At 66.8% G+C, this 13,392-nt stretch carries 12 protein-coding genes; all 12 read left to right on the top strand.

Annotated features, from left to right (window positions below):
• The 12 genes from ACSFA5_RS12830 to ACSFA5_RS12885 all read left to right on the top strand — a co-directional run bounded on the left by ACSFA5_RS12830 (position 1) and on the right by ACSFA5_RS12885 (position 13,357).
• Positions 1 to 351, top strand: a complete 351-nt coding sequence (locus tag ACSFA5_RS12830; protein ID WP_435444419.1) for a phage tail assembly chaperone — start codon at positions 1 to 3, stop codon at positions 349 to 351.
• A 17-nt stretch (positions 352 to 368) separates the two neighbouring features.
• Positions 369 to 731 carry a DUF1799 domain-containing protein gene (locus tag ACSFA5_RS12835; protein WP_435444420.1) on the top strand — a complete coding sequence of 121 codons (363 nt, stop codon included), beginning with the start codon at positions 369 to 371 and terminating at the stop codon, positions 729 to 731.
• Positions 732 to 844: 113 nt separating this feature from the next.
• Positions 845 to 4,480 (top strand): phage tail tape measure protein, encoded by a 3,636-nt coding sequence (locus tag ACSFA5_RS12840; RefSeq protein ID WP_435444421.1) that lies wholly within the window; start codon positions 845 to 847, stop codon positions 4,478 to 4,480.
• Positions 4,477 to 5,103 carry a hypothetical protein gene (locus tag ACSFA5_RS12845; protein WP_435444422.1) on the top strand — a complete coding sequence of 209 codons (627 nt, stop codon included), beginning with the start codon at positions 4,477 to 4,479 and terminating at the stop codon, positions 5,101 to 5,103. Before ACSFA5_RS12840 ends, ACSFA5_RS12845 begins: the two co-directional genes overlap by 4 nt.
• Positions 5,100 to 5,723: a hypothetical protein gene (locus ACSFA5_RS12850; RefSeq protein ID WP_435444423.1), complete on the top strand. Its 624-nt coding sequence runs from the start codon at positions 5,100 to 5,102 to the stop codon at positions 5,721 to 5,723. The genes ACSFA5_RS12845 and ACSFA5_RS12850 overlap by 4 nt, the downstream gene beginning before the upstream one ends.
• Complete coding sequence (locus tag ACSFA5_RS12855; protein ID WP_435444424.1) at positions 5,720 to 6,142, top strand: DUF6950 family protein; 423 nt, start codon at positions 5,720 to 5,722, stop codon at positions 6,140 to 6,142. Before ACSFA5_RS12850 ends, ACSFA5_RS12855 begins: the two co-directional genes overlap by 4 nt.
• The gene (locus ACSFA5_RS12860; protein ID WP_435444425.1) at positions 6,130 to 10,296 is read left to right on the top strand and encodes a phage tail tip fiber protein; all 4,167 of its coding nucleotides are present in this window, start codon (positions 6,130 to 6,132) and stop codon (positions 10,294 to 10,296) included. Before ACSFA5_RS12855 ends, ACSFA5_RS12860 begins: the two co-directional genes overlap by 13 nt.
• Positions 10,297 to 10,299: 3 nt before the next feature.
• Positions 10,300 to 10,923 (top strand): DUF4376 domain-containing protein, encoded by a 624-nt coding sequence (locus ACSFA5_RS12865; RefSeq protein ID WP_435444426.1) that lies wholly within the window; start codon positions 10,300 to 10,302, stop codon positions 10,921 to 10,923.
• A 24-nt stretch (positions 10,924 to 10,947) separates the two neighbouring features.
• On the top strand, positions 10,948 to 11,382 hold the full coding sequence (locus tag ACSFA5_RS12870; protein WP_435444427.1) for a phage tail fiber protein: 435 nt from the start codon (positions 10,948 to 10,950) through the stop codon (positions 11,380 to 11,382).
• A gap of 2 nt (positions 11,383 to 11,384) precedes the next feature.
• A complete protein-coding gene (locus tag ACSFA5_RS12875; RefSeq protein WP_435444428.1) occupies positions 11,385 to 12,218 on the top strand; it encodes a tail fiber protein in 834 nt (277 codons plus the stop codon).
• Between the two features lie 7 nt (positions 12,219 to 12,225).
• Entirely contained in the window at positions 12,226 to 12,819 is a 594-nt protein-coding gene (locus tag ACSFA5_RS12880) for a DUF4376 domain-containing protein (protein ID WP_435444429.1), read from the top strand.
• Positions 12,820 to 12,874: 55 nt separating this feature from the next.
• Positions 12,875 to 13,357 carry a hypothetical protein gene (locus tag ACSFA5_RS12885; protein ID WP_435444430.1) on the top strand — a complete coding sequence of 161 codons (483 nt, stop codon included), beginning with the start codon at positions 12,875 to 12,877 and terminating at the stop codon, positions 13,355 to 13,357.
• The last annotated feature ends 35 nt before the right edge of the window (positions 13,358 to 13,392 follow it).

The raw sequence follows: 13,392 nt of genomic DNA on the forward strand, positions 1-13,392 counted from the left end.
ATGCCCCAAAAACTAAAGCTCGCCGTCAAGCCCACGTTCTCCGCACCCGTGCTCATGCGTGTACCTGGCGATGGCCAGGTCGAAGAGGTGCGCTTCAACGCGGTCTTCAAGCGAATGACCAAGGTCGAGAACGAGGACGTGCAAGCCCGCCTCAATGCCAAGACGCTCACTGACAAGGAACTGCTCGACCAAGTGCTGGCCGACTGGAGCGGTCTGGACAGCGACGAAGGCGTGCCCTTCATCTGCACGCCCGAGAACCGGGCGGCGGCGGTCGAGGACTGGCCGACCTTCGAGGCTGCCATCGTCTATGCCTACTTCGAACACGCATTCCCGGCCGCTGTAAAAAACTGAGGGGCGCCGCGCGCTTTGTGCTCGGCGCCGAGACCCGCGTCTATGACGAGATCGACGACGATCTCCGTCGCCAGTGCGCCACCTTGGGCATCGACCCGGCAAAGCTGGTCTCCGAAGTGGCCACCGCAGGCGGCCCGGCAGACTTCGAGCTGTGGCCAGAACACCAGGACGCGGTCGAGGTCTTCTTCGCCTGCAGGCGCCAGTGGCGGGTGTCGGTGGGCTTCGGCGGTGCATGGTTTCAAGGCATGGACTTCAGCGCGGTCGACGTCGCGCTGCGGCGCCTGGGCATCTCCGAGGAGCGACACCGGGAGGTGTTCCAGCACCTGCAGGTGATGGAGGACGAAGGCGTCAAGGTGTTGAATGCCCAGGCCGGCGATTGACTGCCGCCGCCACAGCGTGCTAGCGTAGCGGCGCTCACCTCACCCATCGCAGCACCCCACGGCCGACACATGTCGGTCTTTTTTTTGAGCGTCCCGCCGCCGACCATGCAGAGATGGCGGCAGAACGGCAAATCGGTATTCGGATGACGGTGGACTCTGCGTCGGTGACGACGCAGGTGCCTCAAGCCACGCGCGAGTTCGAACGATTCGGGACCGCGACAGAGGACGCCGCGCGGCGCGGCACGCGTTCCGTCACCCAGGTCAGCATGTCGCTGCGTGACCTCGTGACCAACGCGGCGGGCCTGACTCTTGTGGCCAGCGCGGTTCGCTCGGTCGTCGACGCCATCACTGCGCTGCCGAAGCAAGGCTTCAATTTCTCCAAAGAGATTGAGGTCGCAGAAATGGGCATGGCCGGCATTCTGGGATCGATGACTGCCATCAACGGGCAGCAGACGACATTCCAGCAAGGTTTGGCCATCGGATCGGACATGATCCGGAAGCTCAATGACGACGCGCTGCGCACGGCCGCTACCAGCCAAGAGCTGGTGGGCGTGTTCCAGGCGCTACTCGCCCCCGGATTGGCGGCACGAATGACGCTCGACCAGGTTCGCGAACTGACGGTTGTCGGCACGAATGCAGTCAAGTCGATGGGTCTTGCCGGAAACCAAGTCGTTCAAGAACTGCGCGACCTGGTCGCCGGCGGCATTACGGCGTCTGGCTCCCAACTCGCGACGTCTTTGGGACTGAAGGACGAAGACATCGCCAAGGCCAAGGCGTCGAGCGAAGGATTGTTCGCCTTCCTCATGAGTCGCTTGCAAGGCTTCAAGGCCTCGTCAGATGCGTTCAGCGGCACGTTCAAGGGCGCTTTCGATCAGCTCACCGAAGGTGCGACGCGCGCCTCGGCTGAAGGCATGAAGCCGCTGATCGAGGAGATGAAGGCTGCGGTCGTAGAAGGCGGAAAGCTGTTTCTGTCCATTGACCAAGCGGGCAATGCGCAGCTCAACCCCCAACTCGTCGACAGCATCCGAGGGTATGCCGAAGGCGCCGCCTCCGCGATGCGCGTGGGGCGCGATGTGGTCGCTGGACTCTGGGAACACCGCGAGGCCATCACGGGCCTGGCTGCCGCCTATGCGGCATTCCGCATCGGGCAATGGGGATCGGATGCGGTGAGCACCGTGCGTGCGCAGCTCGACCTGGCGCAGGCATCGCGCCTGGCTCGCGTCGAAGCGGCAGCGCAGGCCGTGAGCAACACCGAGGTGACGTTGACCTCGCGCCAGAAGGTTGTTGCGATGATGGCCGAGCTGCAGGCGCGCCAGGCGAATGCGCAGGCAGACGCTGCCGCCGCCACCGCCCAGCTCGCCCAGCTGGCCAGCACGACCGAGGCTATCGCACTGTCTCGTGCGGAGACGCTCGCCAAGATGGAGGCAGCTCGGGCCACGATGACGCAGGCCGAGGCGCAAATCCAAGCGGCCCGCGCTGCTGGCGCGCAGAGCTTCGCGCTGGCTGCCGTCCGCGACGGCACAGTGGCTCTGACTGCAGCCCAAGCCCGGCATGCAGCCTTGATGACAGAGCTGGCGATGCTGGGACAGCAACAGGCCCGCGTGCAAGCGTCTGTCGCAGCAGCCACGGCCGCGCAGACGACGGCTACGGCAGCCTCGAGCGCCGCTACCGCAGGCCTCACGGCCGCAACAGGAGCCGCATCAATGGCCGCGCGTGGCTTCGGCGCAGTGGTCGGCGCCCTGGGCGGTCCCGTGGGTATCGCGATCATGGCTGTATCCGGTTTGGCCATGTGGCTCTACAAACTCAAGAGTGCGGCCGACGATGCGGCCAAGGCGGGAGTGCAGATCCAGCGTGCCGAGCAGGCTGCAGCAGCAGGCCAACGCCCCGAGGAACGCGACCTCGCAGCGCTGCGCGGGCAGATCGAATCCCTGAAGGACCAGCGTGATGATCTGCTCGCCAAGGGCACCAGGAAGCCGGGGTATCGGCCTTCTGGCGACACAGTCTCCGGCGACATCTTCGGACTGGCGCCAAAGCCGGTTACAGCCAACGACCTGGACGCCAAGATCGCCGAGAAGGAGAAGCAACTTGCGAAACTGACGAAGGCGAGTCAAGGCACTCAAGCTGCGACCACCGATGTGACGTTGACGCTGGCCGGCACCGAGCAGGCCTGGAGCAAAGCCAACGACCACGTCAAGACGGCTTCGTCTGTTCAGGAGGAGTACACCCAGAAGCTGCAGGCCTCCAAGTCGGCATTCGCCGACTACCAGGCCATGCTCGCGAAGACCAACGCAGGGCCTGGCGTGATCCAGAAGGCGCAGGCGCGCCAGACCGAAAACGAAGCCGCGCTGGCCAGAGAGCGCGACAAGCAACTCAAGACGCTCGCGGGAAACGGCGAAGCCAAGGCAACGCGCGCCGAGGGCCGCGACATCGACGCGCGCGTCGAAGGCGTCCGCCACGGCTACAAGCTCATGGCGCTTCAGACCGCGGATGGTATCGACGCCATCGACAGCTTGCGCAAGCAGGATCTGATCAGCGAGACGGGCGCCGTACAGAAAAAGCGCGACCTGCAGCTGGCCGACCTCAAGAACAAGGAAGACGCCATCACGCGTGAGCTGGCGTTGGTGCGCACGAAGAAAGACTCGGCCAAGGAACAGCAGACGCTGGAAGGCCAGCTGAGCGAAGCCAGGCAGCAGCGCGCCAACATCGAGAGCAAGGCCAACCGCGACCTCCAAGAGTTGGTCGTTGCGCCGCAGATCGCGCTGCTCAACAGCACCCGTCAGGCGACCCAGGGTGTCTACGAGCAGGCCGAGGCGCTGGAGGCGCAGAACGCCGTCCACGGCAAGGCGAAGAACGCGGTGATCGACCTGAGCATCGCCCAGCTCGAAAGCCAGCGCAACGACCTGGAGAACACCAACAGCGTCATCCCCGGGTACATCGAGGCCGTGAACCAGCGTATCGACGCGATGAAGCGCTTGAGCGCGGCCACCGGCAAGGCCGAAGGCCTGGAGAAAGCCGATGAGCTGAAGAAGAAGCGCGAGGAAGATGCGCGCAAGACCTCCGAGGACATTCGGGGCGTCTTTCGTGACGGCATCGTGAGCGCGCTCGAAGGCGGCGACAACGCCTTTGCCAGCATCGGCACCGCGCTGAAGAAGACCGTCATCACGGCCATCGCAGACGCGTTCTACGACGCGACGTTGAAGCAAGCCGTCGACGGCTTCGCGAAGTGGCTCGGCGACAGCCTCAAGGGCGGTGCTTCCTCTGCTGGCGGCATCTCTGGTGGAAGTTCTGGCGGCCTCGTTAAAAGCCTGCTCGGCGGCGTGGTGGGCCTGTTCGGCGGCGGCAGCTCGGGCATCAGTGCCGCCAACCAGGCTTCCTTCGAATCCGTGATTCAGGGCTTCGCCAAGAACGCCAAGGGCGGCGTGTACGCCTCGCCGAGTCTCAGTGCCTTCAGCAACGGCGTCTACGACACGCCTCGCACCTTTGCCTTCGCCAAGGGCGCGGGCATCTTCGCCGAGGCCGGGCCCGAAGCCATCATGCCGCTGCGCCGTGGTGCGGACGGCCGCCTGGGCGTGAGCGTCCAGGGCGGCGCTGGCGCGGCACCGAGCATGCAGTTCGCTCCGACCAACAATTTCTACGTCGACTCGCGCTCGGATCGCGGCGCCATCCTCGCCGACATGGGGCGCGTCACGGCCGAGAACAATCGCGCGCAGATGGACCAGCTCAAGCGCATGAAGGTGGTTCCCCAATGAGCATCGTGACACTTCCTCTCGACCTGCCGGTGAAGCGCCAGGACTTCGGGCTACAGACCTTCGACCTGACATTCAGCAACGCCGACTCGGGTGCGACTCAGACGTCCGTACTCGGCCCGGCCCGGCGCACCTGCTCGATGGTGAGCGAGGACCGCATTCCCGTGATGGCCCAGGCTGCGCAGTGGCGCGCGCTGATCCACTCCATGCGCGGGCAGGTCGGGCGCATTGCCATCCACGACCTTTTAAATCCCGTGCCGCGTGGCACTGCACGCGGCGCATGGACCGCCGTGGCAGCGTTGCCTGGTGCATCGACGATGAGCATGCGCCTGGGCACACCGCAAGCCGGCAAGACGGTTCTCATGGGCGACTGGATCGGTATCAATCAGGAATCGAACCAGCGCCAGCTGCTGCACGTCCAGGCCGACGCGGTGGCCGACGCTGCAGGTCTCATCACCTTGACCTTCGAGCCGGTCCTGCGCACTGCCGTGGTCACTGGCAGCGCCGTCGTCTGGGATCGTCCCACCTGCAGGATGCGAATGACGAAAAGTGACACGAACTGGTCTTCCGAGTCGCGCTCGCAAGGCGGCTTCAGCTTGGACCTTGTCGAGGCCTGGGAAGAATGACAGTCCTCACCAACAGCGGCTTCGAGGCCGCAGCCAGAGCATCGTCCTACGGGGAGATGGCGCTGGTCGAGATGCAGATGCGTTCTGGCACGGTGCGCTTCACCAACTGGCCGCTCGACGTCCAAGTGATGGGCTTCACCTGGCAAGGCCTCGGCCGCCTGGGGAGCATCGGCCCGCTGCACGAGAGCGAAGACGGCGCAGAGGAAAAGCTGACCCTCAAGCTGTCGCCCGTCGACGTGGGCACGCGAGCGCTGGCGCTGGGCGACCCTTCGGAGTACCAGGACCGCACCATGCGCATCTGGCTGGCGCTCCTGAACGCCGACACGCAGCAGATCAGCGGCACGCCGGTGCTGCGCCTGGTCGGCGTGATGGACCAGATGAAGATCGAGCGCGACGGCACGAACGCCAGCATCAGCATGGAATGCCGCTCTGCCTCCTACAACGTGCGCTCCAACCCGGCCGCGCTGCGGATGAACCACGCCCAGCACCAGGCGCGGTATGCCGGCGAGCGCGGCTTCGAATACCTCACAGGCCTGATCGGCACGCCGTCGCTGTGGATCTCCAAGTTCCTCCAGGCCTACCTCACCTACTGGGCCACGATCAAGGCGAAGAACCAATGACGACGAGAGTCGAGCTCGACCGCTTCATCGAAGTGCGCCGCAATGTGCCGTTCGAGTACTTCACGCACGACTGCGCCAACATCGCGGCCGACTGGGTGCTCGAAAGCACAGGCCGCGATCCGATGGCCGACCTGCGTGGCGATGCCGGCGTACTCTCCAAGCGGCGCCTGCTGCCCGCGCTGCGCCTGGTGCGCGCCGCTGGCGGCTTCGAGGCCGCAGCGACCGCGAGGCTCGGCACCGCCTTGCCCGGGCTCATGGCGCAGCGCGGCGACGTGGTGCTGGCCCAGACGGGCGGCAAGATCGGCCGCGTCTCCGGCTTCGGCTTTGGCATCTGCACCGGACCGCACATCGTGGTCCCGGGGGACAACGGGCTGGTGTTCCTGCCCCTGACCGTTGGAGTGGCCGCATGGCGCGTGTGATTCGCGGCCTGCTGATCCTCGCGGCGCTGGTGGGCTTCTGCCTGCCGGTGCACGCCGAGATCTTCACGGCCATCGGTGCCATCGTCGCCGGCACGGCGAGCGCCAGCGCGTACGTCACGGTAGCGGCGTATGCCATCGCTGCGGCCTCGGCCATCAACTCGGTGCACGCGTCCGTCCAGGCCCGCAAGAAGGCCCAGGCCACCGCCCAGCGCAAGGCCATGCAGGACCTGGCCAGCGTCAAGGAACGCACCATGACGTTGCTGACGTCCGATGCGCCCTGGGCCACGATCTACGGCTCGCCGGCCCCGGTGGGCGGCGCGGTCGTCGCAGCCCTGACCAGCGGCGCCGAACAGCAACTCAAGCACGTCGTGATCATCTTCGCGGCACACGAGTGCGACGCCATCGAGGCGTTCTACGTCAACGGCATTCCGGTCGGCGGGCTCGACTTGGACGGCTACTCGCACGCGCCGGAGTTCCAGACGGACTTCGGACAGTACTCATACCCGGCGCTCAACATCAGGGTGCATCTGTGGCCGAACGGCATCGACTCCGCCGATGAATACATGCGCTCGCAGTTGCCCGACAAGTGGACCATCGACCACAGGCTCTCCGGGTTCACCTATGCGGTGGTCACGCTCAACCTGTACCTGGAGATGTTCCAGAACGGCGTGCCCGAGATCACGGCCAAGATCCGGGGCAAAAAGGTCTTCGATCCGCGAACGGGCCAGACCACGTATTCGCGCAACCCCGCGCTTTGCCTAGCTGACTTCCTGCGCTCGGAAGTCGGCTACATGGCCAGCCACGACCAGATCGACCAGAACGCGCTGATCGCCGCAGCGAACGCCTGCGACCAGGTGGTGTACCGAGGCGAGGACGCCGCCGTCGACCCCGCCTCCTATGGTGGCACCGCCCTGTACACCTGCGACGGCATGTTCCGCAGCGACCGGGATCGGGATTCCGTGCGCCAGCAGCTCGAAGACGCGATGGCGGGTTACAGCCTTGAATCGGGCGGCGTGTGGCGCATCCTTGCCGGTGCCTGGTCGACCCCCGTCATGGCGCTCGGCGACGAGGACATGCTCGCGCCGGTCGTGGTGCTTCAGGCCTCCAACGCGGGCGCAGCGCGCTACAACGGCGCGCGCGGCAGCTACGTCAACGCCACGCGCAACGGCGTGGCCGAAGACTTCGTCCCGTACCAGAACCCGACCTTCCGTGCGCTGGACGTCACGGACAAGTTCCTCGACCTCACCCTGGAGTTCACCGGGGCGCACGTGCGCACGCACCAGATCGCCCGCACGCTGGTGGAACAGAGCCGGGGCGGCTTCGTGCTGCAGATCAGCCCGAAGATGTTCGCCTGGTCGCTGCAGCCCGGCGACCGCATCGTGCTGACCAGCGCGCTCTATGGCTTCGCGAACAAGACCTTCCGGGTCCAGGACTGGACGTACTCGCAGGCCTCGCCGGTCACGCTGCAGGTCGTCGAGGACGAACCGGCGTACTACGACCAGGCCGACGAGACGCGCGCTGACGCTGCGCCGAACACGAACCTGCCCAACCCGTTCCTGAAGCCCTCGCCGCCGCTGGACTTCCTGGTGGAGAGCGGGCCCGACCAGCTGGTGCTGCAGGCTGGCTCGATGGTCATCCGCGTGCGGGCCTCCTGGGCGCCGTCGACGGAGGCCGCTGTGCGCTTGAGCGGGGCGGCCGAGGTGCAGTGGCGCACGACCACGCCGGTCAGCGATTGGGCGTCGATCCGCCTGCCAGGCACCGCGACCGAGACCTTCATCCTCGGCCTGGCCGAACACGCTGAGTACCAGGTGCGCGCGCGCTTCTTCACCGCCTACGCGTCCAGCATTTGGGTCATGCAGACCCACAGCGTGATCGGCAAGGGCGGCATGCCCGGCGACGTCGAGGCCCTCTCGCTGGAGGTCACAGAAGGCGGCATCGTGGCGCGCTGGGCACCCCCGAGCGGCCTCGATCTGCTGGACTGGAGCACCACGCGGCTCACGTTGGGCGAGACCTTCGAGACGTCCATCGAGATCTTCTCGGGCAAGGCCACGTCGACGGGCCTGGGCTGGTTCCCGAGCGGCAGCAACCGGGTCTGGGCCTCGCACGGCAGCACGTCGAAGGAATGGTCGGTGCCGGTCTCGGCCACGCTGTTCATCACGCCGCCCGCTCAGCCCGTGGTGCATGGCGAGGTGTGGAGTCAGCAGATCGAGCTGGCCTGGCAGGACTGCCGCGCGACACAGCCCATCGCCGCCTATGGCATCCGTGTCGGCCCCACCTTCGCCACGGCCACGCTGATCGACCAGACCCCGCAGCGGCTGTACGTGCGCAGCGAAGCGCTCGCAGGCACGCGCCTGTACTGGGTCACGGCCTACGACGCCGGCGGCAACGCTGGCGACTCCGGGTATGTCGAGCTGTCGTCGATGCCGAGCATCGAAGACGCGCTGGAGGAGCTGCGCGACGGGCTCGACGACATCGTGGCCGACTTGCTCAACGTCAACTCCGGCATCGCCGAGCGGCTGCTCGACGAGACCATCGAGCGCGGGACGGCGATCACGCACGTCGAGAACCTGGTGGCCGAGGGCGACGAGCAGCTCGCGCAGCGCATCGATACCGTGGCGGCACGCGCGGTCGGCTACGTGCGGGCCAACCTGGTGCTCAACGGCGGCTTCGAGTTCGACCTGGAGGGTTGGACGGGCAGTCAGGGCAGCCTGGCCAGCTGGACGATGGCGCAGGACGACTGGGGCGCATCCGCCCGCCTGCTGACCAACGTTCCCGCCGATGGTTGGTTTGCGAGCCCTCGGTTCCCCGTCAGCCCGGGCAACTGGTATGCGGCTTCGGGAGACACGCGATTTAACTCCGACACTGGCATGTCCGGTCTCGCGCTGGAGTTCTTCGACGGCGCGGGCCTGACGCTCGGCGCGACCAGCAACCTGCGGCCCGCAGCGCACGACTTCCTGAGTTCCCAGGAGCGCCGCAACGAGCTGGCCGTCGAAGCCACCGCACCCAATGGCGCTGTCGTCGCCAGCGTGGCATTCATCTGGTCGGGCTACACGCCTGGCGGCATGCTGGGCCTGCGCTACACGAAGGCCGAACAGGGCCGCTTTCCGGTCACGCCGTACACCTCGGAGACCAGCGACCGGGGCGCGGTGGCAGCGGTGCGTCAGGAGGCCGCCGCGCGCGCCTCCGCCATCGAAGCCGAGGCAGTGGCCCGGACCACGCTTGCGGTCCGTATGAACGGCGTGCAGGCCTCCATCGAGCAGGAAGCGGCCGTGCGCGCCGATGAGACCGGGCGCCTGTCGGCCAAGTGGGGCCTGAAGGTGGTCGCGGGCAACAAGACGGCCGGCATCCTGCTGAACAACGATGGCCAGAGCAGCGACCTGGTCGTCCTGGTCGACCGCTTCGCCATCAGCACCATCGACGCGAAGGGCGCCATCAAGTACCCGTTCGTCGTTGGTGCAGTCGCCGGTGTCTCGACCGTGGGCATCGACGGCAACCTCGTCGTCGACGGGACGATCACGGCGCGCGCAATCAACGTCAACCAGCTCTCGGCCATCACCTCGCGGCTGGGCTACGTGACCGCTGGCCAGGTCGACATCGCAGGCGACGGCGTCGGCGGCTGGGGCTTCCTGCGAAGCAAGAACAAATGGATCTACGACCAGACCGCTGGCTGGATCCTCGCGCGCCACACCAACGGCCTGACCTTCGTCGAGTTCGCGGTCGGCGGCATGCTGCTGCAGATGAACACCGATGACGGCCGCTTCCGGCTGGCCGGCCCGGGCTTCAACCTGCAGAACGAAGGCCTGACCATCAACCAGATCGATGTGATCGACACATTGAATCTGCGTGGCCAAGCGGTCACCGTGCCGTCCTTCGGCGCGTCGGGCGGCAACTCCGTGACCGTCGTCCACTACGTGCCCGGCGCCTATCCGCTGCAGACGTTCATCTTCGGATCGACGTTCGTCATGCAGACCGCCTTTGCTTTCATCCAGGTCGACGGTGTGCAGGCGTGGACGGGCGCGGGCGTGGCATTCACCACCATTTCGGGCGGCGTTCAGGTCACCCTCAACCCCGGCTGGCACACGCTGACGATGTACTCGCTGGCCCAGGCCGGTGTCGCCGGCACCTCCCTCTACGCGCTCTCCACGCGCCGCTGAACCATGTTCCCTTACACCGTCTACAACCTGGCCACCGGCGAAGTACTTCGCTGGGGCACGATGGCTCGCAGCGAGTGGTGTGAAGCGCAGCTGCGCTCGCCCACCGAGGGCCTGCTGCTGCGCGAGTTGCCGCGCGACCACTACATCGCCGATGGCGAGCCGGTGGCCATGCCCGAGCGTCCGAGCGCCGACCACGTCTTCGACTGGGCAACGCACACCTGGCGTGATCCGCGTTCGCTTGCGGATCTGCGCGCAGGCCTCAAGGCCGAGATCGCGCGGCGTCGATGGGAACTCGAAACGGCCGGCATCTCGATGCCCGATGGCATGCGCGTCGGCACAAGCCGCGAAGAGCGCGCCGCGCTGGCCAGCGCGATCTCCGACCTCGCCGACATGGCAGAGAGCGGCCTGCAGGAGATCGACTTCAAGACGCCGAACGGCTTTCGTCGCATGACGCTCGGTGCCCTGCAGGCGGTCTCCACCGCCGTCTCCCTGCACGTGCAGCGCTGCTTTTCCGCAGAGGCGGCGCATCACGTGGCCATCGACGCCGTCGCCGAACGCAGCGCGCTGCTTCGCTATCCCGTGGCCGACTTCCCCGCTGTGCCGGGCCTGGTCGACCAGCCTGTTTAAACCCGTTCAACCTCGGAGCACCACATGCCTTACACCACCGCATCGGCCAACGCACTTCTCAAGCTGATCCTGCAGGGGATCGCCATTCCCGGCCTGGCCGACAACGCTGCGGCCGCACCGCTGGCGGCCGTCTACGTCAGCCTGCACACGGCAGTGCCTGGCGCGGGCGCGACCCAGACCACCAACGAGGTGGCCTACCCAGGCTATGCACGTGTCGCCGTCACGCGCAGCCCTGCAGGGTGGGCTGTCGCCGGCAACATCGCCAACCTGGTGGCCGCGATGGAATTCATCGAAGTCTCGGGCGCAGGCGTTGCGAGCGCGACGCACCTCGGCGTGGGGACGGCAGCGGCCGGCAACGGCATCCTCCTGACCTATGGCGCGCTCGACCCGGTCATCCCGATCCAGGCCGGCGTGGCTCCGCGGTTGAAGACCACCACCAAAGTGACGTTCGAGGTCTGAGCATGGCCCTCGTCTTCGAAAACCGTGTGGTCGAGGCATGCGCCACGCTCGGCACCGGCAACCTCGTCGTCTCTGGTGCTGACCTGGGCTTCTTCACGTTCGCCGAGAAAGTGCCTGTCGGCTCGACCATCCACTACCTGTGCGAGAGCATCAATGCGGTGGGGCGGCCGACCGGCGAGTTCGAGCTGGGGCGCGGCACCTACTTCGCCGCCAACACGGTATCGAGAGACACGGTGGTGGCGTCCAACAACGGCGGCGCGCTGGTGGACTTCGCCCAGGCGAGCAAGCGCCTGTCCTTGACCGTGCTGGCCCCGACCACGGCCCTCATCAGGGCCGATTGGCGCGAGGCGATGGGGTCGCAGCTGGAGGCGGGCATCGTCGGGTACTGCGCCGGCTCGACGCCACCGGCGGGCTGGCTGAAGCGCAATGGCGCGGCCGTGGCGGTCGCGGCCTATCCCGCGCTGGCGGCTTACCTCTACTGCGGCGACGCCAACAACGCGACGGCCCTGTTCGGCTACCGGACGACCAGCACATCGGCGCCCTCGACCAACCGCAGCATCACGGGCCTTTACATCGTGCTGCCCGATGGCCGAGGCGAGTTTGATCGCGGCTGGGATGACGCGCGCGGCGTGGATGCCGGCCGGGTAAACGGCTCTGCACAGGGGCACCTCTTCGCAGCCCACAACCACGGCACCGGAGGTCGCGAAGTTTTTGGCACGGCGGGCACGTTCTCGTACTACCAAGGACAAAACCGCGATACGAACCTCTCGGAGACCGTGGGCGGCGCCGAAACGCGCCCGCGCAACGTCGCCCATCTCGCCATCATCAAGTACTGATCCAGCCATGACCAAGACCGTCTATTCGTACGATCCGCACACAGGCGAATTCATTTGCGCGGTCGAGCTGAACGCCAGCGACCTGTCGCCGCGTGAAAAGGGCGTCTACCTCATCCCCGGCGACTGCCTTGAAACCCCGCCGCCCGCGCATGGCGCCGGAAACCGTCCGTTCGTGGTCGACGGCCACTGGGTGCTGCAGGACCTGCCGCCCGAGCCGGAACCCGAGCCCGAGCCGACCCTTGAAGAGCGTCGGGTGCAACTGAAGGCAGCGGTCACGGCCGAGCGCTGGCGCAGGGAGACCGGTGGCATCACGCTCGCCGGTGGCGTCAGGGTGAGCACCGGGATCGCCGACCAATCGCGTATTGCCCAGGTCATCCAGGGCATGGAGGCGAACGGGTATGAGGACGTGCCGTTCAAGGCCGAGTCCGGGTGGCTCACTCTCACGCTCGTGCAGATGACAGCGATGCTCAAGGCCATCGCCGCGCACGTGCGTGCCTGCTTCGAGGCCGAGCGTGCGCACCACGAGGCCATCGACGTCCTGGATGAAGCCGGCATCGAGACCTACGACGTCTCGGCGGGCTGGCCAGGCGAGCAAGCATGACCGTCTCGCCCTCGACGCGCGCCATCGGTGCCTCGGGCCATAGCAGGAGCTGACCATGTTCGGCTCTGTTGCGTTTGGTACGAGACCCTTCGGCGCGCGCCCCTCGGTGTGGCGGCTGATCTCGGAGTCTTCCGGGAATCTGGCCGGTGCCGTCCGGTTCGACGGGTACGGCGCGGGTGTGGCTGCAGCGCGCGGCCTGCTGTCCCAGTCGGCCGCGATAGAGGGCGGGCTGCTCGCCGCGTTCCTGGCGGCCGGGACGGTTTCCACGGCTATCTCGCTGGCGCCCAAGGCGTCGACGGTGTGGAGCGCTGCAGGGGCTTTGCTCCAGGCGGCGCAGCTGGCCGGCGCCTGCAGCGCAGTGGCCTCGTCGGGCGGCACCTTGACCGGTGCGGCGCGGTTCTCGGGCTACCGGATGTGGGCCTACGACCAGGGCTTTCCGGCCAACCCTACCTCGGGCTACATCGTGCAGATCGGAAGCCGGTTGTTCGAATGGAAGGTGTCGTCGGCTCGCTGGCATCCAGCTGGCCCCGCACCGTAGAGGGGAAAAAAAGACAGGGCGAGTGATTTGGGTGC

Source organism: Variovorax monticola, from assembly GCF_051216855.1.
GTDB lineage: Bacteria > Pseudomonadota > Gammaproteobacteria > Burkholderiales > Burkholderiaceae_C > Variovorax.

Excerpts from the sequence above, each read along its gene's own strand:
- ACSFA5_RS12830 (WP_435444419.1), top strand. The coding sequence starts at position 1 with ATGCCCCAAAAACTAAAGCTCGCCGTCAAGCCCACGTTCTCCGCACCC.
- ACSFA5_RS12840 (WP_435444421.1), top strand. The coding sequence starts at position 845 with ATGGCGGCAGAACGGCAAATCGGTATTCGGATGACGGTGGACTCTGCG.
- ACSFA5_RS12845 (WP_435444422.1), top strand. The coding sequence starts at position 4,477 with ATGAGCATCGTGACACTTCCTCTCGACCTGCCGGTGAAGCGCCAGGAC.
- ACSFA5_RS12850 (WP_435444423.1), top strand. The coding sequence starts at position 5,100 with ATGACAGTCCTCACCAACAGCGGCTTCGAGGCCGCAGCCAGAGCATCG.
- ACSFA5_RS12855 (WP_435444424.1), top strand. The coding sequence starts at position 5,720 with ATGACGACGAGAGTCGAGCTCGACCGCTTCATCGAAGTGCGCCGCAAT.
- ACSFA5_RS12860 (WP_435444425.1), top strand. The coding sequence starts at position 6,130 with ATGGCGCGTGTGATTCGCGGCCTGCTGATCCTCGCGGCGCTGGTGGGC.
- ACSFA5_RS12865 (WP_435444426.1), top strand. The coding sequence starts at position 10,300 with ATGTTCCCTTACACCGTCTACAACCTGGCCACCGGCGAAGTACTTCGC.
- ACSFA5_RS12870 (WP_435444427.1), top strand. The coding sequence starts at position 10,948 with ATGCCTTACACCACCGCATCGGCCAACGCACTTCTCAAGCTGATCCTG.
- ACSFA5_RS12875 (WP_435444428.1), top strand. The coding sequence starts at position 11,385 with ATGGCCCTCGTCTTCGAAAACCGTGTGGTCGAGGCATGCGCCACGCTC.
- ACSFA5_RS12880 (WP_435444429.1), top strand. The coding sequence starts at position 12,226 with ATGACCAAGACCGTCTATTCGTACGATCCGCACACAGGCGAATTCATT.
- ACSFA5_RS12885 (WP_435444430.1), top strand. The coding sequence starts at position 12,875 with ATGTTCGGCTCTGTTGCGTTTGGTACGAGACCCTTCGGCGCGCGCCCC.